22 protein-coding genes are annotated in these 24,975 nt (G+C 45.0%); 15 read left to right on the top strand and 7 right to left on the bottom strand.

Annotation, left to right across the window (positions count from 1 at the left end):
- The first annotated feature begins 8 nt into the window (after positions 1–8).
- Positions 9–917, top strand: a complete 909-nt coding sequence (locus tag ICN31_RS08535) for a complex I NDUFA9 subunit family protein (protein ID WP_216260439.1) — start codon at positions 9–11, stop codon at positions 915–917.
- Complete coding sequence (locus ICN31_RS08530) at positions 917–2,047, top strand: polynucleotide adenylyltransferase (RefSeq protein ID WP_216260437.1); 1,131 nt, start codon at positions 917–919, stop codon at positions 2,045–2,047. Before ICN31_RS08535 ends, ICN31_RS08530 begins: the two co-directional genes overlap by 1 nt.
- Positions 2,048–2,050: 3 nt before the next feature.
- Here ICN31_RS08530 and ICN31_RS08525 read toward each other — a convergent pair whose 3' ends face one another.
- Positions 2,051–3,238 carry a class I SAM-dependent methyltransferase gene (locus ICN31_RS08525; protein ID WP_216260435.1) on the bottom strand — a complete coding sequence of 396 codons (1,188 nt, stop codon included), beginning with the start codon at positions 3,236–3,238 and terminating at the stop codon, positions 2,051–2,053.
- A gap of 25 nt (positions 3,239–3,263) precedes the next feature.
- Here ICN31_RS08525 and ICN31_RS08520 point away from each other — a divergent pair, with 25 nt between their 5' ends.
- The 8 genes from ICN31_RS08520 (at position 3,264) to ICN31_RS08485 (ending at position 14,735) form a co-directional block, all read left to right on the top strand.
- On the top strand, positions 3,264–4,070 hold the full coding sequence (locus ICN31_RS08520; RefSeq protein ID WP_216260433.1) for an SDR family oxidoreductase: 807 nt from the start codon (positions 3,264–3,266) through the stop codon (positions 4,068–4,070).
- An 11-nt stretch (positions 4,071–4,081) separates the two neighbouring features.
- Positions 4,082–4,477, top strand: a complete 396-nt coding sequence (locus tag ICN31_RS08515) for a dihydroneopterin aldolase (RefSeq protein WP_216260430.1) — start codon at positions 4,082–4,084, stop codon at positions 4,475–4,477.
- 10 nt (positions 4,478–4,487) lie between these two features.
- Positions 4,488–5,396 carry a tRNA 2-thiocytidine(32) synthetase TtcA gene (gene ttcA / locus ICN31_RS08510; RefSeq protein WP_216260428.1) on the top strand — a complete coding sequence of 303 codons (909 nt, stop codon included), beginning with the start codon at positions 4,488–4,490 and terminating at the stop codon, positions 5,394–5,396.
- Entirely contained in the window at positions 5,393–6,883 is a 1,491-nt protein-coding gene (glmU, locus tag ICN31_RS08505) for a bifunctional UDP-N-acetylglucosamine diphosphorylase/glucosamine-1-phosphate N-acetyltransferase GlmU (RefSeq protein ID WP_216260426.1), read from the top strand. The genes ttcA and glmU overlap by 4 nt, the downstream gene beginning before the upstream one ends.
- Complete coding sequence (gene glmS, locus ICN31_RS08500; protein ID WP_216260424.1) at positions 6,883–8,715, top strand: glutamine--fructose-6-phosphate transaminase (isomerizing); 1,833 nt, start codon at positions 6,883–6,885, stop codon at positions 8,713–8,715. Before glmU ends, glmS begins: the two co-directional genes overlap by 1 nt.
- A 126-nt stretch (positions 8,716–8,841) precedes the next feature.
- Positions 8,842–10,383: an efflux transporter outer membrane subunit gene (locus ICN31_RS08495; protein WP_216260422.1), complete on the top strand. Its 1,542-nt coding sequence runs from the start codon at positions 8,842–8,844 to the stop codon at positions 10,381–10,383.
- A 169-nt stretch (positions 10,384–10,552) separates the two neighbouring features.
- Positions 10,553–11,692 (top strand): efflux RND transporter periplasmic adaptor subunit, encoded by a 1,140-nt coding sequence (locus ICN31_RS08490; RefSeq protein ID WP_216260855.1) that lies wholly within the window; start codon positions 10,553–10,555, stop codon positions 11,690–11,692.
- A 7-nt stretch (positions 11,693–11,699) separates the two neighbouring features.
- Positions 11,700–14,735, top strand: coding sequence for an efflux RND transporter permease subunit (locus ICN31_RS08485; protein WP_216260420.1), 3,036 nt, complete (start codon positions 11,700–11,702; stop codon positions 14,733–14,735).
- Between the two features lie 26 nt (positions 14,736–14,761).
- Here ICN31_RS08485 and ICN31_RS08480 read toward each other — a convergent pair whose 3' ends face one another.
- Genes ICN31_RS08480 through ICN31_RS08470 form a run of 3 tightly spaced genes read right to left on the bottom strand, consistent with a single transcriptional unit; the run spans position 14,762 to position 16,256 of the window.
- Entirely contained in the window at positions 14,762–15,427 is a 666-nt protein-coding gene (locus ICN31_RS08480) for a glutathione S-transferase family protein (RefSeq protein ID WP_216260418.1), read from the bottom strand.
- Positions 15,428–15,448: 21 nt separating this feature from the next.
- On the bottom strand, positions 15,449–15,949 hold the full coding sequence (locus ICN31_RS08475; RefSeq protein ID WP_216260416.1) for a flavin reductase family protein: 501 nt from the start codon (positions 15,947–15,949) through the stop codon (positions 15,449–15,451).
- Positions 15,950–15,959: 10 nt separating this feature from the next.
- Positions 15,960–16,256, bottom strand: a complete 297-nt coding sequence (locus ICN31_RS08470) for a hypothetical protein (RefSeq protein ID WP_216260414.1) — start codon at positions 16,254–16,256, stop codon at positions 15,960–15,962.
- 87 nt (positions 16,257–16,343) lie between these two features.
- Between ICN31_RS08470 and ICN31_RS08465 the strand changes: the two genes are divergently transcribed.
- A complete protein-coding gene (locus tag ICN31_RS08465; RefSeq protein WP_216260412.1) occupies positions 16,344–17,327 on the top strand; it encodes an MDR family oxidoreductase in 984 nt (327 codons plus the stop codon).
- A gap of 15 nt (positions 17,328–17,342) precedes the next feature.
- On the opposite strand, the gene ICN31_RS08460 is transcribed toward ICN31_RS08465, so the two are convergent.
- Entirely contained in the window at positions 17,343–17,519 is a 177-nt protein-coding gene (locus ICN31_RS08460; RefSeq protein WP_216260410.1) for a DUF1289 domain-containing protein, read from the bottom strand.
- Positions 17,520–17,562: 43 nt separating this feature from the next.
- Here ICN31_RS08460 and ICN31_RS08455 point away from each other — a divergent pair, with 43 nt between their 5' ends.
- Positions 17,563–18,648 carry an MBL fold metallo-hydrolase gene (locus ICN31_RS08455; RefSeq protein WP_216260408.1) on the top strand — a complete coding sequence of 362 codons (1,086 nt, stop codon included), beginning with the start codon at positions 17,563–17,565 and terminating at the stop codon, positions 18,646–18,648.
- Here ICN31_RS08455 and ICN31_RS08450 read toward each other — a convergent pair.
- Positions 18,560–19,015, bottom strand: coding sequence for a PhaM family polyhydroxyalkanoate granule multifunctional regulatory protein (locus tag ICN31_RS08450; RefSeq protein ID WP_216260406.1), 456 nt, complete (start codon positions 19,013–19,015; stop codon positions 18,560–18,562). The genes ICN31_RS08455 and ICN31_RS08450 overlap by 89 nt on opposite strands.
- 74 nt (positions 19,016–19,089) lie before the next feature.
- On the opposite strand from ICN31_RS08450, the gene ICN31_RS08445 reads away from it, so the two are divergent.
- Positions 19,090–20,154 (top strand): homocysteine S-methyltransferase family protein, encoded by a 1,065-nt coding sequence (locus ICN31_RS08445; protein WP_216260404.1) that lies wholly within the window; start codon positions 19,090–19,092, stop codon positions 20,152–20,154.
- Positions 20,151–22,901, top strand: coding sequence for a methionine synthase (metH, locus tag ICN31_RS08440; protein WP_216260402.1), 2,751 nt, complete (start codon positions 20,151–20,153; stop codon positions 22,899–22,901). The genes ICN31_RS08445 and metH overlap by 4 nt, the downstream gene beginning before the upstream one ends.
- On the opposite strand, the gene ICN31_RS08435 is transcribed toward metH, so the two are convergent.
- Positions 22,898–23,209 (bottom strand): DUF1840 domain-containing protein, encoded by a 312-nt coding sequence (locus ICN31_RS08435; RefSeq protein ID WP_216260399.1) that lies wholly within the window; start codon positions 23,207–23,209, stop codon positions 22,898–22,900. The genes metH and ICN31_RS08435 overlap by 4 nt on opposite strands.
- A gap of 35 nt (positions 23,210–23,244) precedes the next feature.
- Here ICN31_RS08435 and argS point away from each other — a divergent pair, with 35 nt between their 5' ends.
- Positions 23,245–24,972 (top strand): arginine--tRNA ligase, encoded by a 1,728-nt coding sequence (gene argS / locus ICN31_RS08430; protein WP_216260397.1) that lies wholly within the window; start codon positions 23,245–23,247, stop codon positions 24,970–24,972.
- Positions 24,973–24,975: the final 3 nt, after the last annotated feature.

Raw genomic sequence — 24,975 nt, 5'->3', positions numbered from 1 at the left:
GAGAGCTTATGAAATACAACATTCTTTTAATTGGTGGCAATGGATTTGTTGGGCGAGTGCTGGCTGCGCAATTACAAGCGGCGGGTTATTCAGTTCTCTTGCCCACAAGCCACTTGGCTGCGGGTCGTGAGTTACGAATGTTGCCTAAGGTGTATTTAGAAGATGCTGATGTTCATGATTTTGATGAACTGCAATCTTTATGTGCACGTATTCATGACAATGGCGCCGTGATTAATTTGGTGGGTGTCTTACACGATAAGCCGGCAACGCCTTATGGAAAAGTTTTTAAAGCTGCGCATGTAGATTTGCCAAAAAATATTATTACCGCGATGCAAATGCATGGCCTCAAGCGCTATCTTCATATGAGTGCCTTGGGGGCTGATTCTCATGGGCCATCGATGTATCAGCGTAGCAAGGGTGATGGTGAGGTGGCAGTGAGGGCCAGTAGTTTAGATTGGACTATTTTTAGGCCATCAGTCATTTTTGGCGCCCAAGATCAGTTCATTAATTTGTTTTCAAAATTAGCTAAGTTATTTCCAGTAATGCCTTTAGCAAATCATCAGGCAAAGTTTCAACCGGTCAGCGTGGATGATGTAGCTAGCGCTTTTGTGATGACATTAAAAATGCCTCAGACCATTCATGAATCGTACGATTTAGTAGGGCCTATGGTTTACACCATGAAGGAGATTGTGGAGTTTGCTGCACGCAAAGCCAAAACATCCTGTGCCATTATTCCGGTGCCTGCTTTTGTAGGCTATCTACAAGCCTTAGCATTTGAATTCTTACCAGTACCTACTTTGATGTCACGTGACAACATTGCTTCAATGCAATTACCTAATGTGTTGCCTGTAAGCGGTAAGGACGCACTAAGCGAAGTATTCAAAATGAGCCGGCGAAGTCTTGAGGGCATGAAGTAATGAAAACCTATGCAGTCGGTGGTGCAATACGGGACACCTTAATGGGTTTGCCTGTGCACGATATCGACTATGTGGTCGTTGGCTCTAGCGTGGATGAAATGATTGCTAAAGGCTTTCGTCCTGTGGGTAAGGATTTTCCTGTTTTTCTGCATCCAGAAACTCAAGCTGAGTATGCGCTAGCTCGTACAGAACGTAAAACAGGCCAAGGGTATAAAGGCTTTCATTTTTATGCGGATCCTTCAGTTACCTTGGAGCAAGACCTAGAGCGTCGTGATTTAACGATTAATGCCATGGCCCAAGAAGTCGGCCCGAATGGAAAACAGTTTGGACCGATCATCGACCCCTATAGCGGTCAAGAAGATTTAGCTGCCAAAGTATTTCGCCATGTATCCGATGCTTTTTCTGAAGATCCGTTGCGCTTATTGCGTATTGCGCGCTTTGCTGCACGTTTTCCTGAATTTAGGGTTGCTAACGACACGATGTCGGCATTAAAAGCAATTGTTCAGGCGGGCGAGTTAAATGCGCTTTCAGCAGAGCGGATTTGGCAGGAGCTAGCTAGAGGTCTGGTTGCTTCAAAGCCTATGCATATGTTTCAGGTTTTACTAGACACTGGCGCTGCCAAACTTCTATTACCGAGCACACTCACTGCAAAACTTGCAGAAGAGCCATTTCGTGAAGCATTAATTGAGCATTCCGAGGTAAGTGGCAATAGCTTAGAAGAGCGTTGTGCCATCGCCTTGATGGATTTATCTGCATCTGAAATTCGTACCTGGGCTGAATGCGTGCGTATGCCTATTGAGGTACGTGACTTTAGTGAGATTTTTAGTGAATTAAAGGCGCTAGTTGATAAGTACTCTGCAGCCGCTTTTCAACCTGTCGATGTCTTGGCTTGGTTTAATCGCGCTGATATTTGGCGCAAGCCAGATCGGGGCCAAGCATTACTTAACCTTGCTGGGAAAATTGGGTTCAAAGTTTCTTTATTGGTAGTAGCCATGCGTAATGCTCAGGCATTAAATACGGCAGAGATTATTGCTGGTGTTGAGGCGCAAGACCGATCTAATGGCGAGAGTATTGGCAGTGCATTTGAAGCTGCCCGACTTGCTGCAATTACCGTTGCAATTCAGTCTTAGGCCTTAGAGTCTGTTTCTGCCGCGCAGTCCAGGCAGATCTTCTAGAGAAGAGCCAGGTAATAAGGTATTTAAATTCTTTGAGAAGGCAAATGCTTTAAAGAGCTCACCCATCTCTGCTTCAGAAAGTAATTTTTGCAATGCGTTGGAGATTGGCAGAAAAGTCTCGGGATCACTTGGATCCCCAATCTCGAGCGCAATATCGCCGATGCCGGCATCTAATAAATAGGCAGCTTGATTGGTCAAAAAAACATCATCAGCATTTTCTGCAAGCGCACTACGAGCAATTTGTGACCACTCAACATGCGTTGTTAGGTCACAAAGTCCGGGTAGATAAAATGGATCTTGAATTGCATGATGGCGATGATGTGCTATCAATGTGCCTTCTAGCCTCTGCGGATGGTAATACTCACTTTCTGGAAAGCCATAATCGAAAGTTAAAAATAGACCAGTATCTAGTTGTTTAGTAACTTGGCGCATCCATGCATTAGCTGGCGTATGAAGTTCGGTGATATAGCCTTCGGAAAAACTCATATCCAAAAGGCTTTCGGGCAATAACGCTTGCGCTACTGGCGAGCCTACTTTCCAAATAAGCTTGCCATCCTTAAAGGCAACGCCATACCAATACCAAAATCCATTTTGATAAATGATGGCGTCACACGAAATGGCATCGATCACTTCATTGGCAAGAATGATGCCTTTAAATTCTTTTGGTAATTCGCTGGGCCAATGACATTGAGTAGATAGATTTAAATCTTGAATATGTCCGCTAATACGTTCTTGTTGGCGCTGTGCCAGATCAGGAGAAATCTCGATGATGTCGTATTGATCTAATTCAAAACCAAGATCATGTAAGCGGCTCAGAATGGAAGCGGCAAGCTTTCCTGTTCCAGCGCCAAATTCAAGGATTTGGGTGGGCAAACCTTTTTCTTTGAGGCCCTCAAGGACTGGCAACAAAGTCGAACAAATAGCAGCCCCAAAGAGGGGGCTTAATTCGGGGGCTGTCGTGAAGTCCCCGCCAGCACCTAATTTATGGGCCCCAGCGCTGTAATAGCCCATTCTAGGCTCATAAAGGGCCATCTCCATATACCTTGAAAATGGCAGCCAACCACCCTGGGAAGCTATCTCAGAGACAATTTTGGCCTTGAGGAGTTCGCTATGCTCCGTTTCTAGGCTGGTCAAGGTAATATCCATAGCTCGCTAGTCTAAGAGAATTTAATTGAACTCACCCTTATCCCAACAAAAGAAAGCAGTTTTAGTGACTGGCGCTGCCAAGCGTCTGGGTCGGGAAATTGCTTTGCAGTTTGCACGTCAGGGATGGGATGTTGCTGTTCATTATGGGCGATCTGAGCAAGAAGCTAAAGAAGTTGTCAGAGAAATCGAGATGATGGGGGTTAAAGCCCAAGCTTATCAGGCGGATTTAGCAGATGAACCAGCTATCAAAAAGCTATTTACTGCCGTGAGCCAGCACTTTCCAAATCTGCATTGCTTAGTCAATAGCGCATCTATTTTTGAGTATGATCGTGCCAACTCAAATACACCATTGACTACTAAAAGCTTACAGGACCATATGCAGGTTAATTTGACTGCACCGATTTTGCTTTCTCAATTGATGTTTGAGTTTAAGAAAAATAATCCAAATAAAATAGGTGGTGAGCATTTGCCATCCGCCATTCAATTGCTTGATCAAAAATTGATTAATCTCAATCCGGATTATTTGTCATACACCTTATCTAAAGCTGCGCTAGCAACTTCAGTAGAAGTATTGGCTCTCGATTTTGCTCCTCATCTTAGAGTGATTGGCTTAGCGCCTGGAATTTCTTTACCCTCTGGAGATCAGACTAATGATGGCTTTACAAAGGCACATCAAATGACGCCATTAGGAAAATCTTCAACACCAGAAGATATCGCTCAAGCAGCCGTCTTTTTAGCTCAGGCTAACGCCATTACTGGAACCACTTTATATGTTGACGGCGGCCAACATTTATTACCATCATCACGCGATGTGATGTTTAAGACAAATTAAGTAGATTATTTATGCACACTATTCTTTCCCATCCCGCACTTGCTGATTGCCGCCGCTTATTTTTACGCGACTATGAAATTTATATCAACATTGGCGTTCATGATTTTGAGAAAAAAGCAGAACAACGCGTCATTCTCAATGTAGACCTCTATATTCCATTAGCCAAGAATACGCCAACAAACGATCAGTTAGATGAAGTGGTCGATTATGACTTTATGCGTGAAACCATTAAGGCGCGGGCCTCTAAGGGTCATATCCACCTTCAAGAAACTTTTTGCGATGACATCGTTGCGGTAATGCTTGCGCATCCTAAGGTATTGGCAGCTTGCGTTAGGACTGCAAAACCAGACGTCTATCCAGACTGCCATTCCGTTGGCGTTGAAGTATTTCGGATTAAGTCAGCATAAGTGAGTTGTTATGGGTGATATTCGTAAAGTGATCTTCGAAGAAAACAAGCTAGAGAAAAAACTCTGTCGCTTGGTTGGACAAGCTATTGGCGACTTTGGCATGATCGAAGACGGAGACAAGGTAATGGTGTGTGTTTCTGGTGGCAAAGACAGTTATGCCATGCTAGATATTTTGATGAAGTTACGTGAGCGCGCACCGATTGACTTTGAGATCGTAGCCGTTAATCTCGATCAGAAGCAGCCTAATTTCCCCGCAGAAACACTTCCGAGTTATTTAAAAAGCTTGGGCATTCAATTTCATATTGAAGAGCAAGATACCTATAGTATTGTGAAGCGTGTTATTCCAGAGGGTAAGACGACTTGTGGCTTGTGCTCCCGCTTACGTCGTGGGATTTTGTATCGCGTCGCAGATGAACTAGGCGCTACCAAAATAGCATTAGGACATCATCGCGATGACATCTTGGAAACCTTGATGCTCAATATGTTCTACGCAGGTAAGTTAAAAGGTATGCCGCCTAAGCTCCGTTCTGATGATGGCAAGCATATTGTTATTCGACCTTTAGCTTATGTTCCTGAGAAATTGTTAGAGCGATATGCGCAAGATATGAATTTCCCAATTATCCCGTGCGATCTGTGCGGTAGTCAGCCCAATCTTCAGCGCCAAGTCATGAAAGAAATGTTGCGGGATTGGGAGAAAAAATACCCTGGCCGCGTAGAGAATCTATTTCGCTCAATGCACCACATCGTTCCATCCCATCTGATGGATGGGGAGGCTTTTGATTTCCAAAATTTAGAGATTTCTACAGAGCTATCTGGCATTGCTGCTAGATCCTCTGGCGATAAGGCAATTGATGAGGCGCAATTAGACGAATTGGCTTGTGGAACCCTCATTCAGGGGACTTATAATCCCCCCTTATGAATATCGTCATCTTGGCTGCTGGGCAAGGAAAGCGGATGAAATCTGCCTTGCCCAAGGTCCTGCAAACTTTAGCGGGCAAACCACTTCTTCAGCACGTTCTGATTACTTCCTTATCTTTGCAAAATAAGCAGACTAAAGCTGGTCCGATTGTGGTGGTTGGGCATGGCGCTGCTGACGTTAAAGCATTCTTAGTGACTATAAGTAAAGGGGACCCTAGTTTTAGCAAAGTCAGTACTGTCCTTCAGGCAGAACAAAAGGGTACAGGTCATGCACTCTTGCAGGCGCTTCCAAAGCTGGATGTGCAAGAGCCTACCTTGGTTTTGTATGGCGATGTACCGCTGACTAGTAAAAAGACTTTGAGTAAGCTGGCTAAATTAGCCGATGGTGTTCGCGGCCAAGATTCTGCTTTAGCTTTGCTTACTCAGAATCTTGCTAACCCAACAGGCTATGGTCGCATAGTGCGTGATGCAGATGGTTCGGTACAAGAGATTGTGGAAGAGAAGGATGCAACTCCAGCACAAAAAGCGATTCACGAAATTAATACCGGCATCATGGTATTGCCAACCAATGCGTTAAAGAAGTGGCTTAAGGCTTTGCGCGCTAGTAATGCACAGGGTGAGTACTATTTAACTGATGTGATTGCGATGGCTGTTAAAGATGGTGTACCCATTCGCACGACACAAGCTGATCATGAGTTTGAAATTATTGGCATCAATAGTCGCGATCAGTTGGCTAGCCTAGAGCGAGTCCATCAACTTAGTATTGCTCATCAGCTAATGAATACTGGCGTATCGCTGGCTGATCCTGCGCGCATCGATGTGCGTGGCACCCTTGAGTGCGGCACCGATGTTTTCATTGACGTAGGCTGCGTCTTCGAGGGGTGCGTTACTTTAGCAACGGGCACGAAGATTGGCCCTTACTGTGTGATTCGCAATAGCGTGATTGGTAAAGCGGTAGCAGTGCATGCATACAGCCATATTGACGGCGCTAAAGTTGGCGATCAATCGGTGATTGGTCCATATGCACGTTTACGTCCAGGTGCTGATCTGTCAAATGATGTTCACATTGGTAACTTCGTTGAAGTCAAGAACAGCAAGATTGCTGCTAATAGCAAAGCAAATCATTTGTCGTACGTTGGCGATTCGATTGTTGGATCCAGAGTCAATATTGGCGCAGGTACGATTACCTGCAACTATGACGGTGTTAACAAACATCAGACCATTATTGAGGACGATGTCTTTATTGGATCGGATACCCAGTTGGTTGCTCCAGTGCGCGTTGGGCGTGGTGCTACATTGGGTGCAGGTACAACCCTTACAAAAGATGCGCCTGCAAATCAGTTGACTGTATCAAGAGCTCGGCAAGTGTCTTTACAGTGGAAGCGGCCTGTGAAGCAGGAGAAAAAAGCTGTTGCGAAAAAAGCACCCAGCAAGAAAGTTGCTTCAAAGAAGACTGCTATCAAAAAAACCGCAAAGGGTAAAAAATAATGTGCGGTATTGTTGGTGCAGCCTCTCATCAAAATATTGTTGATGTTCTGGTTGAGGGCTTACGTCGTCTTGAGTACCGTGGTTATGACTCTTGTGGGTTTGCGGTAATTAATGGAGATGATGCTAGGCATCTAATCGAAAGGGCGCGCACAACAGCCCGCGTGTCTGAATTAGCCGATCAGGGAAAAGAATTTATTGGTACCATTGGTATTGCCCATACACGCTGGGCTACACATGGCAAGCCAGATACGCAAAATGCGCATCCCCACATTTCCAATGAATTGATTGCAGTAGTACATAACGGCATTATTGAGAATTATGAAAATCTACGCACAGAGTTAAAAGCTGCTGGTTATGTTTTCACCTCTGAGACTGATACTGAAGTCATTGCACATTTAATTCATCAGGAATACCTTGCTAGTGGTCAAAAAGATATTGCCCAGTCAGTAAGGGTAGTCTTGCCGAAATTACACGGTGCATATGCAATTGGTGTCATTTCTCAAGATAAGCCTGCTACTTTGGTTGGTGCGCGTGCTGGTTCACCTCTAGTCGTAGCACTTGGTGAGCATGAAAACTTTTTAGCCTCAGATGCTCTTGCTTTGGCTGGACGTGCTAGTTCAATGATGTATTTAGAAGAAGGTGATATTGCGATTCTCGCGGCCGACAGTGCGCAAGTAATCGATCAATCTGGAAAGTCTGTACAAAGAGAGCGTAAGCCGATGCCTGCTCAGGCCGACTCTGTAGATTTGGGCCCTTATCAGCATTACATGCAAAAAGAGATCTTTGAGCAACCTAGAGCCATTGGCGATACTCTCGCTAATATTGCCTCATTTGGCCCAGAACTCTTTAATGCCAATCCAGATGACTGGCAAAAATTTGATCAAATCTTGATTCTGGCTTGCGGCACTAGTTATTACTCGGCTTGTGTTGCTAAATATTGGCTAGAAGATATTGCTGGTATTCCAACTCAAGTAGAGATCGCTAGTGAGTATCGTTATCGTACGACTGTACCAAATCCAAAAACACTCATTGTGGTGGTTTCTCAATCTGGTGAGACTGCAGATACTTTGGCAGCGCTTCGTCACGCCAAGACTCTTGGACACCCTTACACGCTAGCCATTTGCAACGTTGCTAGTAGCGCAATGGTTCGTGAAACCAATTGGCATTTCTTGACCAAGGCGGGCATTGAGGTTGGTGTTGCATCCACCAAGGCATTTACAACTCAATTACTAGCTTTATACCTTTTGGCTATTTCGCTTGCGAAGCGAGCAGGCAAAATCTCTACTGAAAAAGAAAAACAGCTTCTACGAGAATTACGTCATTTACCCAAAGCTTTGCATGCAGTATTGGCGCTTGAGCCACAAATCATTGCCTGGAGTGATGCATTTTCTAAATGCGAAAATGCACTCTTCTTAGGTCGCGGCTTACACTATCCAATTGCTCTTGAAGGTGCGCTCAAGCTCAAAGAGATTTCTTATATTCATGCTGAAGCCTATCCAGCTGGCGAGTTAAAGCACGGTCCATTAGCATTGGTAACTGACAAGATGCCAGTCGTCACAGTTGCTCCAAATGATGTGCTCCTGGAGAAATTGAAATCCAATATGCAGGAAGTAAAAGCGCGCGGCGGAAAGCTATATGTCTTTGCTGACCACGATACTAATATCGTTAGTACTGAAGGAATTAATGTTATTCGTTTGCCTGAGCACTACGGTAATCTCTCTCCAATCTTGCATGTAGTACCACTGCAGTTGCTGGCGTATCACACAGCTTGTGCTCGCGGTACCGATGTTGATAAGCCAAGAAACCTTGCAAAGAGCGTTACCGTTGAATAATTTTCATGTTTGACATTTTTCCAAAGCTGTGAACAAATTTAAGTAGTTAAATCAGGGCTTTACAAAGCCCTGATTACATTTCTGTGTTCAAATAAGTCCTGTTAAAGAGGATATTTGTTGCAATTCATGTTTCTGTCGAAAGTGTCACCACTCTCACGTTTAAATTTGCTTCTGTTGATTTGCGCAGGGTTGTTGTCTGCGTGTGCGGTTGGCCCAGACTTTAAGCAACCTGATCCCCCTAAGGTTAAGTCTTATACAGAAAACCCTCTGTCTCAAAAATTAACTACCGCTACTGGAGTGCCTGGTGGTACCCCTCAAGAATTTGCCGAGGGGGCAGATATAGAGGCGCAATGGTGGACGCTTTATAAGTCGCCAGAGCTTGATGCACTTATCAAAAAAGCGCTGGAGCAGAATCCAAACTTGGGCGCAGCAGATGCAGCATTGCGTGCTGCACAAGAAAATGTGAGCGCTCAAATTGGTGGTCAATATTTTCCAGCAGTTAGTGTTGGCGGCGCAGCTACGCGACAACTTCAGCCATCAGCAATCTATGGCCTGCCATACGGATCTGATACTTATAATCTTTACAACACTTCAGTAAACGTGACTTATAAGCTAGATGTTTTTGGTGGTGCACGTCGCGCTGTTGAGGGGGCTAGAGCGCAAGCAGAAGTTGCTCAGTTTCAACTTGAGGGAGCATATCTTTCTCTAACTGCTAACGTGGTGACTGGCGCAGTCAAAGAAGCGGCCCTACGTGCTCAAATGCAGGCTACAGAAGAGATCTTAAAAGCCCAAATTAATTTAGCCGAAGTAACAGAAAAACAATTAAAGATCGGAACTGTTAATAAGGTTGATTTGACCTCCCAGCAAACTTTAGTGGCTAGTTCGCAAGTTGATTTATTTAACTATGAGCGTAATTTAGCGTTTGCTCGCAATCAGTTAGCCTTACTGGTTGGCGAGCTGCCCAGTAACGCCAATATTGCAAAGTTTGACCTCTCTAATTTGCACTTGCCAGAAAAGTTGCCACTCTCTGTACCATCAAGTCTGGTGCGTCAGCGCCCCGATGTGCGTGCTGCTGAGGCACAACTCAAAGCCCAGAATGCATTTGTTGGTGTAGCGACAGCCAATCTATTGCCTCAGTTCAATATCACTGGATCAATTGGTTCTGCTGCACTCACTTCTGCCGCATTATTTGGCCCTAACTCTGCATTGTGGTCTATTGGCGGTGGAATTTTGCAACCCCTTTTTCAGGGTGGACAGTTATTAGCGCAACGCCGTGGCGCAATTGCAAATTATGAGCAAGCAGCTTTTCAGTACCAGGCAACAGTATTGAATGCTTTTCAAGAGGTTGCTAATGCATTACGTGCACTAGAGACCGGAGCTCAAGCGCTTAAAGCAGCTTCTGATGCAGAGCGTTATGCCTATGAAACATTAGATCTGGTTCAACAACAATATAAATTAGGTACTGCGAGTTACTTGGCAGTCCTTTACTACCAAAATCAGTATCAACAGGCAAAAGTAAAATCAGTCGCAGCTCAAGCAACCCGTTTTTCTGATACTGCAGCATTATTTGCGGCATTAGGCGGTGGCTGGTGGAATCGTGAGGGCCCTGCTTTTAAACCAAGAGACATAGCGAATAAAGATCAAAATGAAACTTCTGGAACAAATTAAGAACAAACTCATGACCGTGATTCTTGCCTTGTGGGCATGGATGAGGCTCAAGGCAGTCGAGTGGAAATTGCGTGAAAAAGTAATTTCGCTTTGGGAAAAAACTAAGGCTTTTTATGTTCGCATGGGTCAAAAATGGCGGGGTACTAAAGCATATGCCAAGCTCATAGCTATGGAGCCCTTGCACCGCCGAATGACCATTATGTTGTGCGGAGTATTTTTACTGCTTGGCTTAATTTTTGCGTTTAATCAAGCCAAGATGTTCATGATTAAGTATTTTGTCTCAGGCATGGGATTGCCTCCAGCAACAGTTTCAACGATGGTCGTTGCGACTTCTGAATGGCAGCCTAAGCTCACTAGTGTTGGTAATGTGCGCGCCTTTAGGGGTGTGGATTTAAGCACTGAGATTGGAGGCTTGGTGCTGACAGTACCTATTAAGTCAGGCCAAGATGTAAAAGAGGGTGATTTATTAATAAAGCTAAATGATGCATCTGATGTTGCACAGTTGAAATCCTTAAAAGCAATGGCTGACCTTGCTAAGGTTATTAATGAGCGCGATAGTCAGCAACTAGCTATTCAGGCGATTAGTAAAAATGTATTTGATACGAGTGCGGCAGATGCAAAATCTAAGATTGCACAAGTTGAGTCGCAGACTGCTCTTGTCGCAAAAAAGAATTTACAGGCGCCTTTTAGTGGTCGGGTTGGTATTGTATCGATTAACCCTGGTCAGTATGTTAATCCTGGCGACAAGCTTTTAACGCTGCAAACTTTGGACCCTATTTTTGTAGACTTTAACTTGCCACAAAATAATGCGGAGCAAATTCAGGTTGGTCAAAAAGTAGTTGTGACAACGGATGCCTTTAAAGATGTAAGCTTTACTGGCAAGATTACAGCTGTCAGCCCAAAAGTAGACACCAATACTCGCAATATTCAAGTTGAGGCGCAAATTGCCAATCCAGATAAGAAAATTCTTCCTGGAATGTTTGCCAATGTGAATATTCAAGTTGGCGAACAGGCGAAATTATTAACCTTGCCACAAACAGCTGTCACTTATAACCCGTATGGATCAACGGTATTTGTTGCTAAACCCACTGGCAAGAAAGATAAACAAGGTAAGCCAGCATTAGAGGCGCAACAAGTATTTGTGACTACTGGAGCAACGCGGGGCGATCAAGTCGCAATCCTCAAAGGAGTTGAAGAGGGCGCTACAGTAGTGACGAGTGGCCAATTAAAGCTAAAGAATGGCACGCCACTCATTATTAATAACACGGTGCAGCCAGCGAATTCACCTGACCCGAAGCCGCAGGAATAATTAGCCCATGAATTGGACTGATATCTTCATTCGTAGACCAGTGCTTTCACTGGTAGTGAGTGCGCTTGTATTGGTTTTTGGTTTAAAGGCTATTGGCTCCTTGCCAGTCAATCAGTATCCACAAACGCAGAATGCGATTGTCACTATTACCACTGCCTACTATGGCGCGGATCCAGAAACGATCGCAGGCTTTATTACGCAGCCTCTTGAAGCTTCTATTGCTCAGGCGCAAGGTATTGATTATTTATCTTCAGCGAGCATTAGTGGTGTATCCACAATTACTGCCACCTTGAAGTTGAATTACGACTCTAATGCTGCCTTAACGCAAATTCAGACTCAAATAAGTGCGGTTAAGAATCAATTGCCACCCCAGGCTCAGCAGCCGATATTGACTGTTCAGGTAGGCCAATCTACTGCTGCAATGTATATGGGCTTTTATAGTGATGAGATTCCGAATAACGCCATTACTGATTATTTATTGCGTGTTGTTAAGCCTAAGTTAGATGCTGTTGACGGTGTGCAGAATGCTGAGATTACAGGCGGTAGAAAATTTGCACTGCGAGCTTGGCTTGACCGTGAAAAAATGGCTGGACTTGGGGTTGGTGCTGATGATGTTTATAGCGCCATGTCTGCCAATAATTATTTATCTGCGGTTGGTAGCACTAAAGGCGATATGGTTGCTGTTGACTTGGTTGCCGGTACAGACTTACATACTCTAGAGGAGTTCCGTAAGTTGGTGGTTAAAAAGGATGGCGTCAATATCGTATATCTCGATCAGGTGGCAAGTGTCACCTTGGGATCTGAGGATTACAACACTAATGTTGCCTTTAGCGGCAAGAAGTCGGTATTTATTGCTATCAAGGTTGCCCCCCAGGCGAACTTATTAGATGTTGCTCAGCGAGTGCGCGATGTAGTGCCTGGTATTCAAAAGCAATTGCCTATTGGCTTGTCCGGCAAGATTGTCTATGACTCCACCAAGTTCATCACGAGTTCGATCGATGAAGTGGTTACAACCTTAATAGAAGCGTTGGTCATTGTGACTATCGTGATTTATCTCTTCTTAGGTAGCGTACGTGCGGTTGCCGTTCCAGTGATTGCTATGCCACTTTCACTGATTGGCACATTCTTTTTAATGCAAGTACTGGGTTACTCCATTAATCTGTTAACCCTATTAGCTTTAGTATTGGCCATTGGTTTGGTGGTTGATGACGCCATCATCGTGGTTGAAAACGTTGACCGACATATGAAAGAGGGCAAGTCTCCGCTAGAAGCTTCCTTGATTGCTGCACGCGAATTAGGTAGTCCTATTTTGGCGATGACGGTAGTTTTGATTGCGGTGTACATCCCGATTGGCTTCCAAGGTGGATTGACTGGTGCGCTCTTCACAGAATTTGCATTTACTTTAGCAAGTGCTGTAGCCGTCTCAGGCCTGATTGCATTAACGCTTTCGCCAATGATGTGTTCGCGTATCTTTACTGAAGAGCAAGAAGCCTCTTCTTTTGTCAAAAAGATTGATCGTATTTTTGATAAGGTTCATCACAGTTACCAAAACACCTTGCGAGATTTGCTAAGTACATGGCAGGTCATTATTGTGATGGGCGCGATTCTTCTGGGTGGGGTTGCTTATCTTTACGCCACAGCTCGCGCTGAACTAGCGCCAACTGAAGACCAAGGTATTGTGCTGATGCAAGCATCTGGACCACCGAATAGTACTGTTAATCAAATGCAGACTTACGCAGATCAAATCTATGCGATTGCGAGTGCTGAGCCAGAGTATGAGCAGGCCTTCCAAATCACTAGCCCAACCTCAAGCTTTGGCGGTATCTTATTGAAGGATTGGGGTGAGCGCAGCCGTAATGCGACGAAGTTTCAACAAGATATGCAGCAGAAGTGGAATACGATTGCCGGTGCCCGTGTTGCAGCTTTTCAGTTCCCAGCATTGCCAGGAGCGCAGGGCTTCCCAGTGCAAGTCGTTATTAATACTACTGAATCCTATGAGCAGCTTAACGAAGTTTCTCAGGCAGTTTTGGACAAAGCACGTCGTTCTGGAAATTTTTTCTATGTAGATTCTGATTTGAAGATCGATAAGCCTCAAGATGTTTTGGTGATCGACCGAGAAAAAGTTGCCGCTTTAGGTATGACGCAGCAACAAGTTGGCTCTGCTCTATCTGCTGCATTAGGCGGTGGGTATGTGAACTACTTCTCAGTAGCAGGGAGGTCGTATCGTGTGATTCCACAAGTGAAGCAGACTGATCGTTTAAATCCGGATCAGATTTTGGATTACTACATTCGTACACCTAGTGGTGCAATGATTCAGGCGCGGACGATTGCCAGCATTAAGCAGCGCGTTGTTCCTCAGTCAATCAATCACTTTCAGCAATTAAACTCCGCTACGATTGCAGGTGTGAGTACGCCATTCATTTCACAGGCTGATTTATTGGAGTTCATGCGCCAATCATTAAAAGAGGTTGCACCTAATGGCTACAGCATGGACTATGCAGGCCCATCACGCCAGTTTATGGCCGAGTCTGGTGGCTTCTTAGTCACCATGTTCTTTGCGATTCTGATTGTGTTTTTAGTGCTTGCTGCGCAGTTCGAAAGCTTCCGTGATCCGATTGTGATTCTGGTATCAGTACCGCTTGCTTTATTCGGCGCACTCATCTTTATCAATTTAGGATTTACCACTCTCAACGTCTACACCCAAGTGGGCTTAGTCACTTTGATGGGCCTCATTAGTAAGCACGGTATTTTGATTGTGGAGTTCGCCAATGAGCTACAAGAAGCGGGACGTAGTAAGTTAGATGCCATTATTGAGGCAAGCAGTGTTCGCCTAAGACCCATTTTGATGACAACGGCAGCAATGGTATTAGGAGTCTTACCCTTAGTGATTGCCTCTGGGGCCGGCGCTGCAGGCCGTCAATCCATGGGTATTGTGATTTTTACTGGCCTATCAATCGGCACCTTGTTTACTTTATTCGTGGTGCCTGCAATGTACCTCTTTATTGGTGCAGATCACCACGCGAAGAAGTTTAAGCAAGACTAACAAAAAGGATCGATTACAACTCAATATCACTTATTAATGATATTGAGTTCTTTCTCCGCAAATTCTTGAAAGTGAGTTTCTGTCTCAAGTTGTTTTAGCCAGCGATTAATATTTTTGAGATTAGTCCGTTCACCAGTTTGTTTCGGGAAAGTCTCGTTTAGCAAAATCCAACGATGGACACACAAGGCCAGGACAATATCGCCAATATGAAATTGCTCTCCTGAGCAAAATGCTTGAGACTCTAGCGTTTGATTAAGTGAGTCAAATAATTGGTTTGTATCTTGGTATGCTTTTTGAATACCAGCATGATCTTGTTCAGCCTCTGGAACTCTAGTAAGGCCAATAAAGGTGGGGCGAAGAGCTGGCCAAAGAGTGCCCACTTGCCAATCCATCCACTTTTCAGAGTTGAACTGAGGGGCAATACCCGATGGGAAACGTTTGTTTTTATCGTACTGTGTAGCCAAGTAACGCATGATGGTGTTAGATTCCCAGAGCACAAGATCGCCGTCTTCTAGGGTAGGCACCAAGCCATTCGGGTTTAGTTTTAGGAATTCTGGTGAGCGAACTATGCCAAATTGCATCCCTGCGTCAATCCGCTCAAAGTCTTTACCTTCTTTCAGTCCTAATTCAGCAAGGCACCACAATACTTTTTGAACATTGATAGAACTTTTACGACCCCATAAACGCATCATAGTATTTCCTTGAAAGGCTATTTAAGCAGTTTTAACTTCTGCAAAATCAAGGCCAACAAATTTGCTGCGAGCAAAAATGAGAGGCTCTTTTTCTGGATAATTCTTTAAGCTAACGACTTTAGCAAGAATTATGTTGTGGTCTCCGCCGTCATATACAGACACAGTCTCGCACTCATAGTAAGCAATGCAGTGCTCAATTTGGGTTAAACCGCTTTGAGTAAGCTGGTGCTCAATCCCAATAAATTGATCATGTTTAACAGTGGCAAAGTGCATCGCCAAATTTTCTTGAGAACGTTCTAGTACATGGATGAGATGTTGCTTGCCTACTTCTACCCAAGGCATTAAACGAGACTGCTTTTTAAGATTCCACAGAATCAGTGGCGGCTCGAGAGACACTGTATTAAATGAGCTAATAGTGACGCCGTGATGACTATCGTTTTCATCTAGACAGGTGATTACCGTGACGCCGGTTGCAAATGATGCGAATCCTTTACGTAATTCTTGTGAGGTAAATGGGGCCATCAAACTATGCTTACTTTGCTTGTGCTTTAGTTACAGGAGTGATCGTTGTCCCTGGAATAGGAATTAATACTTCATTTTCTTCGACCTTCACGCATTTAAAGCGATATTCCTTACCTGCTTTTGATAAGAAGCTAGCACCTTCATAGAAATCGTTTCTGCAGGTCTTAGTGGCAAAGTCCATGACATCTTGTGGATCAGCGCTGGAAGTAATTAAGCGCATATTACCCATAGACATATTGATTTGGGTCGAATAGCACCCAGTCAGCATCAAGCCAGAAATCGCGGTTAATAGTAGAATTTTTTTCATGGAAGCCTCCATAATGAGCAATGCTCGTTAGGATAAACCTATTAAGCATTTGTTGCGGGAAAATGCCCCTTTATAAAAGGAAGAGACATGTTTAGAGCAATATTGGTAAATAAGGATGATCAGGGCTATCGCGCTGAGTTGGGGCAGGCTGATGAGGCTAGCTTACCAGCAGGAGAGGTTCGGGTTAAGGTTCTTTACTCCACCCTCAACTACAAGGATGGCTTAGCGATTACTGGCAAAGGCCCTGTGGTGAGAAGCTTTCCAATGGTTCCTGGGATCGATTTTGCTGGCGAAGTGATTGAAAGTAGTAGCCCAGATTTCAAAGCGGGCGATATGGTGTTATTAAACGGCTGGGGAGTCGGCGAAGGCCATTGGGGTGGGTTAGCTCAGCAGGCCAGAGTAAAGGCAGATTGGTTAATTCCACTGCCTAAGGGATTTACAGCTAAGCAAGCTTTGGCAATTGGTACGGCCGGCTATACAGCCATGCTCTGCGTCATGGCTTTGCAAAAGCATGGCCTCAAGCCAAGTGATGGTGAGGTCTTGGTGACTGGTGCCGCAGGTGGTGTCGGCAGTTTTGCCATCACCCTGCTGAGTAAGCTAGGCTTTACTGTTGTTGCAAGTACTGGCCGAATGGCTGAAGCAGATTATTTAAAAAAACTAGGTGCTGCTGAAGTAATTGATCGTGCCACCTTATCTGTTCCAGGTAAACCTTTAGCAAAAGAGCGTTGGGCTGCAGTGGTCGATAGCGTTGGTAGTCATACCTTAGCCAATGCGTGTGCACAAACTAAGAGTGATGGCGCAGTAGCTGCCTGTGGGCTTGCACAGGGCATGGACTTCCCATCTAGTGTCGCACCATTTATTTTACGTGGCGTGACTTTATATGGCATTAATAGCGTTACTGTGCCACGTGCAAAACGGATTGCTGCCTATGAGCAATTGAGTCAATTACTTGATCTCAAAACTTTAGATGAAATTTCTCACGAGATTACTTTAGAAGAGTCTTTGAATTATGCGCAAGAGCTGATGGCTGGTAATGTACGCGGCCGTTTAATTGTTGATGTAAACAAGTAAACGAGAGATGAGAATTTATTCTGCACCTTGGGGTTTGCGCGCTTTTAGTTTTGACCAAACTTCTAGTTTTTCAGGATTAGAAAGATCAGACCAATCTGCAATTTCAGCAAGTGTGCGATAGCAGCCGTGACAGAAACCATTCTCGGGATTGATATCGCACCAATTGATGCAAGGTGATGGGATAGTTGTCAAAATAAACCTAAAACTATAGAAATTTAAAAGAAAAATTCACACCATGAGCACTCAACATCAGGCAAAAGCGGAAAGCGCTATTCATTATCCATTAGGAGAAGCACTTCCTGAGCTTGGCAGCACTATTGAGATTGCACCAGGTGTTCTCTGGCTCAGAATGAAGCTGCCATTTGCTTTAGATCATATTAATCTCTGGCTTTTACGTGATCAAATTGATGGTATCTCAGGATGGACGATTGTGGACTGTGGCATTTCGAATGATGAGACTAGGGCTTCGTGGGAGAAGATTTTTGCTACCCAGCTAGAGGGCTTACCTGTTCTTAGGATTTTGGTAACGCATATGCACCCAGATCATGTGGGTTTATCTCAATGGTTGTGTGATAAATGGCATGCGCCTTTGTGGATGTCGATGACCGATTATTTAACTGCTCAATGGTTAAGTTGCAAAGAAGGTGGTGCTGCAATTGGAGTTCGTGCCGGCGGCGGGGGATCTGCTGATCATTTTCAGAAGCATGGTTTGACTGCACCAGAAGATTTAGAAAAAATTCGGGGGCGCTCTAATTACTATAGCAATATGGTTCCAGGTGTACCTCGCCAGTATCGCCGCATCATGAATGGTGAAAATATTTTGATTGGTGGGAATCGATGGCAGATCATCATGGGGTATGGACATGCGCCTGAACATGCATCGCTTTTTTGTAAAGACCTGGGAATCTTAATTTCTGGGGACATGCTTTTGCCGCGCATCTCAACAAATGTCAGTGTGTTCGACGCCGATCCAGATGCCGACCCATTGGGCCTTTATTTAGCTTCGTTGGATGACTACTTGCCTTTGCCTGACGACACCTTGGTATTGCCCTCGCATGGCAAACCATTTACTGGCATGAAGCTACGTATTGCACAACTGAAGGCTCATCATGATGATCGTTTGGCTGACACGCTCGGCGCATGTAAAAAACCGGCACATGCTAGGGAGATCGTGCCGGTTTTATTTAAGCGTGAATTAGATATTCATCAGCTAACTTTTGCTATGGGTGAGGCTATTGCCCATCTGAATTACCTACTTCGTCGAGGAAAGTTGCATCGCCAGCTTTGCGACGACGGGGTGTTGCGGTTTTCCGTGGTTTAGCCTTAACGCTACTTGCTTTAGTGCTCGACTCTTCTTTTGGCGCAGCTCCTGCGGCGCTTGCTGCAGATACCGCATCACCAAATGATTTCAGAGCCATCATCGTGGCGTGTTGTACTTCCAGCCCTTGAATGGTGGATTTGAGGATATTGAGGTTCAGATTTAGCCAGTTTTCAACGCTTTTGAGGTCTTTGATGCGCTTTTCTAGTTCGTCAACGTCTAGGCCTGGAAAAGCCGAGGCAAACCCACCAGCAGCCTTAGAGGCATCTCTAGTGAACGGAAATTGGCCAGCTTGACCAGTCGCACCTTGTCCCCACATGGTTTTAAACATTTCAAGGCTTTGATTAAATTCTGGAATTGTTCCAAACATACCTACTCCGAGTTAAATGAAAAGTGGCTTTTCCAATAGAATAAGGGATTCTAGAGATTTATCCCGGTTAATTAATGCAATCTAATGGTCTTTCACAGCCTTACACCCGTGGTCAGGCCCTTCCCGAGCTGCTGAAGCAGCGCATCCTGATTTTGGATGGGGCAATGGGCACCATGATCCAGCAGTACAAATTGACTGAGGCTGACTACCGTGGTTTGCCTGGCAATACCCGCTTTGCTGAGCATCCCGGAGATATCAAGGGCAATAACGAGCTCTTGGTTTTGACTCAACCGCAAATCATTAGCAAGATACATGAGCAGTATCTGGATGCAGGCGCAGACATCATTGAAACCAATACTTTTGGTGCAACCTCAGTTGCTCAAGAGGACTACAAAATGGCTGGCTTGGCGCGTGAGATGAATGAAGTGTCTGCAAAGCTTGCACGTGCAGCCTGTGAAAAATACAGCACACCTGATAAACCCCGTTTTGCCGCTGGCGCAATTGGTCCGACACCAAAGACAGCAAGTATTTCTCCGGATGTGAATGATCCAGGAGCGCGCAATATCTCCTTTGATGCTTTACGGGCCTCTTATCGTGAGCAGATTGAAGGTTTGTTTGTTGGCGGTGTAGATTTGTTTTTGGTTGAAACCATTTTTGACACACTCAATGCCAAGGCTGCGCTATTTGCATTAGATGAATTCTTTGAAGAGACTGGCGAGCGTTTGCCGGTGATGATTTCAGGGACGGTGACCGATGCCTCTGGGCGAATTTTGTCAGGTCAAACCGTTGAGGCATTTTGGAATAGCTTGCGCCATATCAAGCCACTGACATTTGGCCTGAACTGTGCCTTAGGTGCTGCCTTGATGCGCCCTTATATTGCAGAGTTGGCACGGATCTGTGATGCAGCAGTTTCTTGCTATCCAAATGCTGGCTTGCCAAACCCTATGAGTGATACTGGCTTTGATGAAACACCTGACATTACTTCAAGCTTAGTTGATGGTTTTGCTAAAGATGGCTTGGTGAACTTGGTAGGTGGTTGCTGTGGCACTACGCCTGATCATATTCGTGCTATTGCTAATGCGGTTGCGAAGCGCAAGCCGCGTGCTTTTTACAAAGAAAGTGCTGAGGCAGCAGCATGAGTAAGCTAGATAAAAAAGTGATGCCAGCAATGAAGCTCTCTGGTCTAGAGCCGTTTAATGTCACTGCAGATATTGGTTTTGTGAATATTGGTGAGCGAACTAACGTCACGGGATCCAAAGCATTTTCCCGCATGATCCTCAATAATCAATTTGATGAGGCGCTTGTAGTTGCTCGTCAGCAGGTTGAGAATGGCGCACAAGTCATTGACATCAATATGGATGAAGCGATGCTTGATTCTGAGGCGGCGATGACCCGCTTCTTGAACCTGATCGCTTCTGAGCCTGATATTGCGAGGGTTCCAATCATGATCGACTCCTCTAAATGGAGCGTGATTGAGGCAGGCTTGAAGTGTATTCAAGGCAAGCCCATTGTGAATTCTATCTCCTTGAAAGAAGGCGAAGAGCCCTTTAAAAAGCAAGCGCGTTTAATTCGTCGTTATGGTGCTGCCTCTGTAGTAATGGCTTTTGATGAAGTTGGTCAAGCAGATACATTCAAGCGTAAAACAGAAATCTGTCAGCGTTGTTATGAAATTTTAGTTAATGAAATCGGCTTTCCGGCGGAAGACATTATTTTTGATCCTAATATTTTTGCGATTGCTACTGGTATTGAAGAGCATGACAACTATGCGGTGGACTTTATTGATGCCACTCGCTGGATAAAAGAAAATCTCCCTGGAGCCAAGGTTAGTGGTGGCGTCTCTAATGTGAGCTTCTCTTTCCGCGGTAATGATCGTGTTCGTGAAGCGATTCACACCGTATTTTTATATCACGCGATTCAAGCGGGCATGGATATGGGCATTGTCAATGCCGGTCAGCTTGGAGTGTATGCAGATCTAGACTCAGAGCTACGTGAGCGGGTAGAGGATGTTGTACTCAATCGTTTTAAAGAAAAAGACGGCAAAACCCCAACAGAGCGCTTATTAGATATTGCCGATCAATTTAAAGGTGGTGGCGCTAAACAAGTTGAAAACTTGGTTTGGCGTGAAGACCCGGTGCGTGGACGTCTAACGCATGCCCTAGTTCATGGCATTACTACTTTTATTGAAGAAGATACAGAAGAGTTGCGCGCTGAAATTATGGGCGGTGGTGGTAGACCAATCGAAGTGATTGAGGGTCCACTGATGGATGGCATGAATGTCGTCGGCGATTTGTTTGGTGAGGGCAAAATGTTTTTGCCTCAAGTGGTTAAGAGTGCGCGCGTGATGAAGCAAGCAGTTGCAATTTTGATTCCCTATATTGAAGAAGAGAAGCGCCTACACATTGCTGGTGGTGGTGAAGCTAAAGCCAAAGGTAAGATAGTGATGGCGACTGTAAAAGGCGATGTGCACGATATTGGTAAAAATATTGTGACTGTGGTCTTGCAATGCAATAACTTTGAAGTCGCCAATATGGGCGTAATGGTTCCTTGTGCCGATATTCTGAAACGTGCCAAAGAAGAGAATGCCGATATTGTTGGGCTCTCTGGCCTGATTACGCCTTCACTAGAAGAGATGACTTATGTTGCACAAGAGATGCAGCGTGATGATTGGTTCCGTGAGCGTCAAATTCCATTAATGATTGGCGGCGCTACAACCTCGCGTGTGCATACAGCTGTCAAGATTGCTCCGCATTATGATGGTCCAGTGGTTTATGTGCCAGATGCATCTCGCTCAGTATCTGTTGCCTCTAGTTTGCTATCCGATGAGAGTGCTAAGAAATTTATTCAAGACTTGCGCGATGACTATGTGCGTATTCGTGAGCAGCATGCTAATAAAAAAGCAGCACCCACCATTTCTTTAGAGGCGGCACGTAAAAATCGTGAGTTGATTGATTGGACTTCTTATACTCCAGAAAAGCCCAAATTTATTGGCCGCCGGGTATTTAAAAACTTTGCACTAAGCGATATTGCTAAATATATTGATTGGACACCATTCTTTCAGACCTGGGATCTTGCTGGCAAGTTCCCAGCCATCTTAGATGATGAGGTCGTAGGCGTTGAGGCGCGGAAGGTGTTCGAAGACGCTAAGGTGTTGCTGGATAAATTGATCAAGGGCCAGTGGTTACAAGCTGATGCAGTAGTGGCCTTCTATCCTGCCAATACGATGGGTGACGATATTGTTTTATATAGCGATGAAGCGCGTGAGCATCCCCTATTTGTGTGGCATAACTTGCGTCAACAGGCTGATCGTCCAATCATTGATGGTGCACGCAGACCAAATCGTTGCTTAGCAGATTATGTTGCTCCAAAAGATTCTGGTGTCGCTGACTATCTTGGTTGTTTTGCAGTAACAACCGGCCATGGAGTGGAAAAGAAAGTTGCCGAGTTTCAGGCAAAGCATGATGACTACAGCGCAATTATGTTGAAGGCTTTGGCTGATCGATTAGCAGAAGCATTTGCTGAGCTCATGCACCACCGAGTAAGGACTGATTTGTGGGGCTATGCTACAGATGAGATTTTGACAAATGATCAAATGATCGACGAGCAGTATCGCGGTATTCGTCCTGCTCCTGGCTATCCTGCTTGTCCAGCCCATGAAGTCAAAGAAGACCTACTGAGAGTAATCGGCTCTGAAGATATTGGCATGACTTTGACCGAGTCGATGGCAATGAATCCCGCTTCTAGTGTGAGCGGTTTTTATCTTGCTCACCCAGATGCGCGTTATTTCAATGTTGGAAAAATTTCTACTGACCAGCTTGAAGATTTGGCAAAACGTCGTGGCCAGTCTATCGAAGATGCCCGTCGCCAACTGGCAAGTCTAATAGATTAAACACCCCACATTACGGGTTCGTTTTTAGCATTGGCCTGCTTCATGAGCTCTAAAAATGGGTAGGCTCTTTGTCCAAGGCGATCAGCGAGTTTGAGCTTTTCTCCACCATCCTCTCTTTGCGACTTAGAGCGCTCCTCAAGATCCTTGAGAATGGCAGTCTCTAGGGTTGTAATCAGCTTAGGGAGTTGTTCGGCTGTGAGGATTCCACGGGGCTCTAGCGGACGGGCAAAAATATCAAAGATTCGCTTAGTGAGGTCGGCCAGCATAATGACGTCTGGACCAGCTTTTGAGCGAAATTGATAGATCATTTTGATAGCTTACCACCTGATAAACTCACTCTTCTATGTTGTTGACCAATAAAAATCGTTTAATTGAGATGCTGAGCAGTGCCCTTGAGACTCTTTCTCAGGAGCATGGCTTAGACAAGCCTCCTGTACCACGCTTAGAGCGTCCTAAGGCGGTAGATCACGGTGATGTTGCCTGCAATATTGCACTCCAGTTATCTAAGGCCTGGAAGCTTAACCCTAGAGATCTGGCTCAGTCTCTAGTTGATCGTCTACAAAAAGAGTTGGGCTATGACAAGCTCATCGCTTCTTGCGAGATAGCTGGCCCTGGATTTATTAATTTCCGTTTAAGCAATGCTGCTAAAACAGAGGTAGTCAATGAGATTCTTGTTCAAGGCGCTCATTTTGGCGAGCTGCCAAAAGAGCAGGCTCTAATCACAAGCGCCATGATTGAGTTTGTTTCCGCTAATCCTACTGGACCATTGCATGTGGGCCATGGCAGGCAAGCCGCCCTCGGTGATGCGCTAGCAAATTTATTAGCTACCCAAGGAATCAAAGTACATCGTGAGTTTTATTACAACGATGCTGGTGTACAAATTGCTAATTTAGCCTTATCAGTTCAAGCTCGTTTAAATGGCTTAAAGCCTGGTGATGCGGCTTGGCCAGAGCAGGCTTATAACGGTGAATATATTGCTGAGATTGCAACCGCTTTTAAGGCTTCTCCAAAATATCAAGATGATCTTGAGCCGATTCGTCAATTTGCAGTTGCTTACTTGCGTAATGAGCAAGACATTGATTTAAAAACCTTCGGCGTTCAATTTGATTGCTACTACTTAGAATCCTCTTTGTATACCGATGGCAGTGTTACGCAAATTGTGGGTGATTTGCAAAGTATTGGCAAGACCTATGAATCTGAAGGTGCATTATGGCTAAAAACTACAGATGACGGCGATGATAAAGATCGTGTGATGCGTAAGTCGGATGGAAGCTTTACTTACTTTGTTCCTGATGTGGCGTATCACACCAGCAAGTGGAATCGGGGTTTCCATAAAGTGATTAACGTGCAGGGCAGTGATCACCATGGCACCATAGCCCGTGTTCGCTCTGGCTTGCAGGGTGTAGCACAAAAGCGTGGATGGGATATTCCGAAGACTTACCCAGACTATGTTCTACATAAGATGGTGACCGTTATGCGCCATGGTGAAGAGGTCAAGATATCTAAGCGAGCAGGCTCTTATGTCACTGTGCGTGATTTGGTTGAGTGGTCTGGTGGGGTTACTCCAGAGATGACTCCCGAAGAAAGAGAATTAGCCTTACAGCGTGGTCGTGATGCAGTACGCTTTTTCTTGATCTCACGCAAGGCAGATACTGAATTCGTTTTTGATGTTGATCTCGCTCTGCAGCAAAATGATGAGAACCCGGTGTTTTATGTTCAGTACGCTCATGCTCGCATAAACTCCATCTTGCAGCAGTGGAGCGGTCAAATTTCTGATTTAGCGTCTGCTGATTTATCTTTATTGCAAAGTAAAGCCTCAGACCATTTATTGCGTCGTTTGGCTGAGTACCCTGAGCTATTGACAGAGGCTGCGGCTGAATTGGCTCCCCATGCCCTGGCTTTCTACTTGCGAGACCTTGCAGGGGATTTTCATACCTTCTATAACGCAGACCGGGTGTTGGTGGATGATCAGAACCTCAAGGCAGCTCGTCTGGCATTGTTATTAGCCACTCGCCAAGTGTTGCAAAATGGTTTAAAAGTATTAGGGGTATCAGCACCCGCTAAGATGTAATAG

This window comes from Polynucleobacter sp. UB-Piko-W3, from assembly GCF_018881635.1.
In the GTDB taxonomy this organism is placed as follows: Bacteria; Pseudomonadota; Gammaproteobacteria; order Burkholderiales; family Burkholderiaceae; genus Polynucleobacter.
Note: the sequence above shows the minus strand (reverse complement) of the source record. Positions and strands in the feature narration are given on the sequence as shown.

Bases quoted from the DNA above. Each gene is read 5' to 3' on its own strand.
- ICN31_RS08535 (WP_216260439.1), top strand. From the start codon at position 9: ATGAAATACAACATTCTTTTAATTGGTGGCAATGGATTTGTTGGGCGA.
- ICN31_RS08530 (WP_216260437.1), top strand. From the start codon at position 917: ATGAAAACCTATGCAGTCGGTGGTGCAATACGGGACACCTTAATGGGT.
- ICN31_RS08525 (WP_216260435.1), bottom strand. From the start codon at position 3,238: ATGGATATTACCTTGACCAGCCTAGAAACGGAGCATAGCGAACTCCTC.
- ICN31_RS08515 (WP_216260430.1), top strand. From the start codon at position 4,082: ATGCACACTATTCTTTCCCATCCCGCACTTGCTGATTGCCGCCGCTTA.
- ttcA (WP_216260428.1), top strand. From the start codon at position 4,488: ATGGGTGATATTCGTAAAGTGATCTTCGAAGAAAACAAGCTAGAGAAA.
- glmU (WP_216260426.1), top strand. From the start codon at position 5,393: ATGAATATCGTCATCTTGGCTGCTGGGCAAGGAAAGCGGATGAAATCT.
- glmS (WP_216260424.1), top strand. From the start codon at position 6,883: ATGTGCGGTATTGTTGGTGCAGCCTCTCATCAAAATATTGTTGATGTT.
- ICN31_RS08495 (WP_216260422.1), top strand. From the start codon at position 8,842: ATGTTTCTGTCGAAAGTGTCACCACTCTCACGTTTAAATTTGCTTCTG.
- ICN31_RS08490 (WP_216260855.1), top strand. From the start codon at position 10,553: ATGGAGCCCTTGCACCGCCGAATGACCATTATGTTGTGCGGAGTATTT.
- ICN31_RS08485 (WP_216260420.1), top strand. From the start codon at position 11,700: ATGAATTGGACTGATATCTTCATTCGTAGACCAGTGCTTTCACTGGTA.
- ICN31_RS08480 (WP_216260418.1), bottom strand. From the start codon at position 15,427: ATGATGCGTTTATGGGGTCGTAAAAGTTCTATCAATGTTCAAAAAGTA.
- ICN31_RS08475 (WP_216260416.1), bottom strand. From the start codon at position 15,949: ATGGCCCCATTTACCTCACAAGAATTACGTAAAGGATTCGCATCATTT.
- ICN31_RS08470 (WP_216260414.1), bottom strand. From the start codon at position 16,256: ATGAAAAAAATTCTACTATTAACCGCGATTTCTGGCTTGATGCTGACT.
- ICN31_RS08465 (WP_216260412.1), top strand. From the start codon at position 16,344: ATGTTTAGAGCAATATTGGTAAATAAGGATGATCAGGGCTATCGCGCT.
- ICN31_RS08455 (WP_216260408.1), top strand. From the start codon at position 17,563: ATGAGCACTCAACATCAGGCAAAAGCGGAAAGCGCTATTCATTATCCA.
- ICN31_RS08450 (WP_216260406.1), bottom strand. From the start codon at position 19,015: ATGTTTGGAACAATTCCAGAATTTAATCAAAGCCTTGAAATGTTTAAA.
- ICN31_RS08445 (WP_216260404.1), top strand. From the start codon at position 19,090: ATGCAATCTAATGGTCTTTCACAGCCTTACACCCGTGGTCAGGCCCTT.
- metH (WP_216260402.1), top strand. From the start codon at position 20,151: ATGAGTAAGCTAGATAAAAAAGTGATGCCAGCAATGAAGCTCTCTGGT.
- ICN31_RS08435 (WP_216260399.1), bottom strand. From the start codon at position 23,209: ATGATCTATCAATTTCGCTCAAAAGCTGGTCCAGACGTCATTATGCTG.
- argS (WP_216260397.1), top strand. From the start codon at position 23,245: ATGTTGTTGACCAATAAAAATCGTTTAATTGAGATGCTGAGCAGTGCC.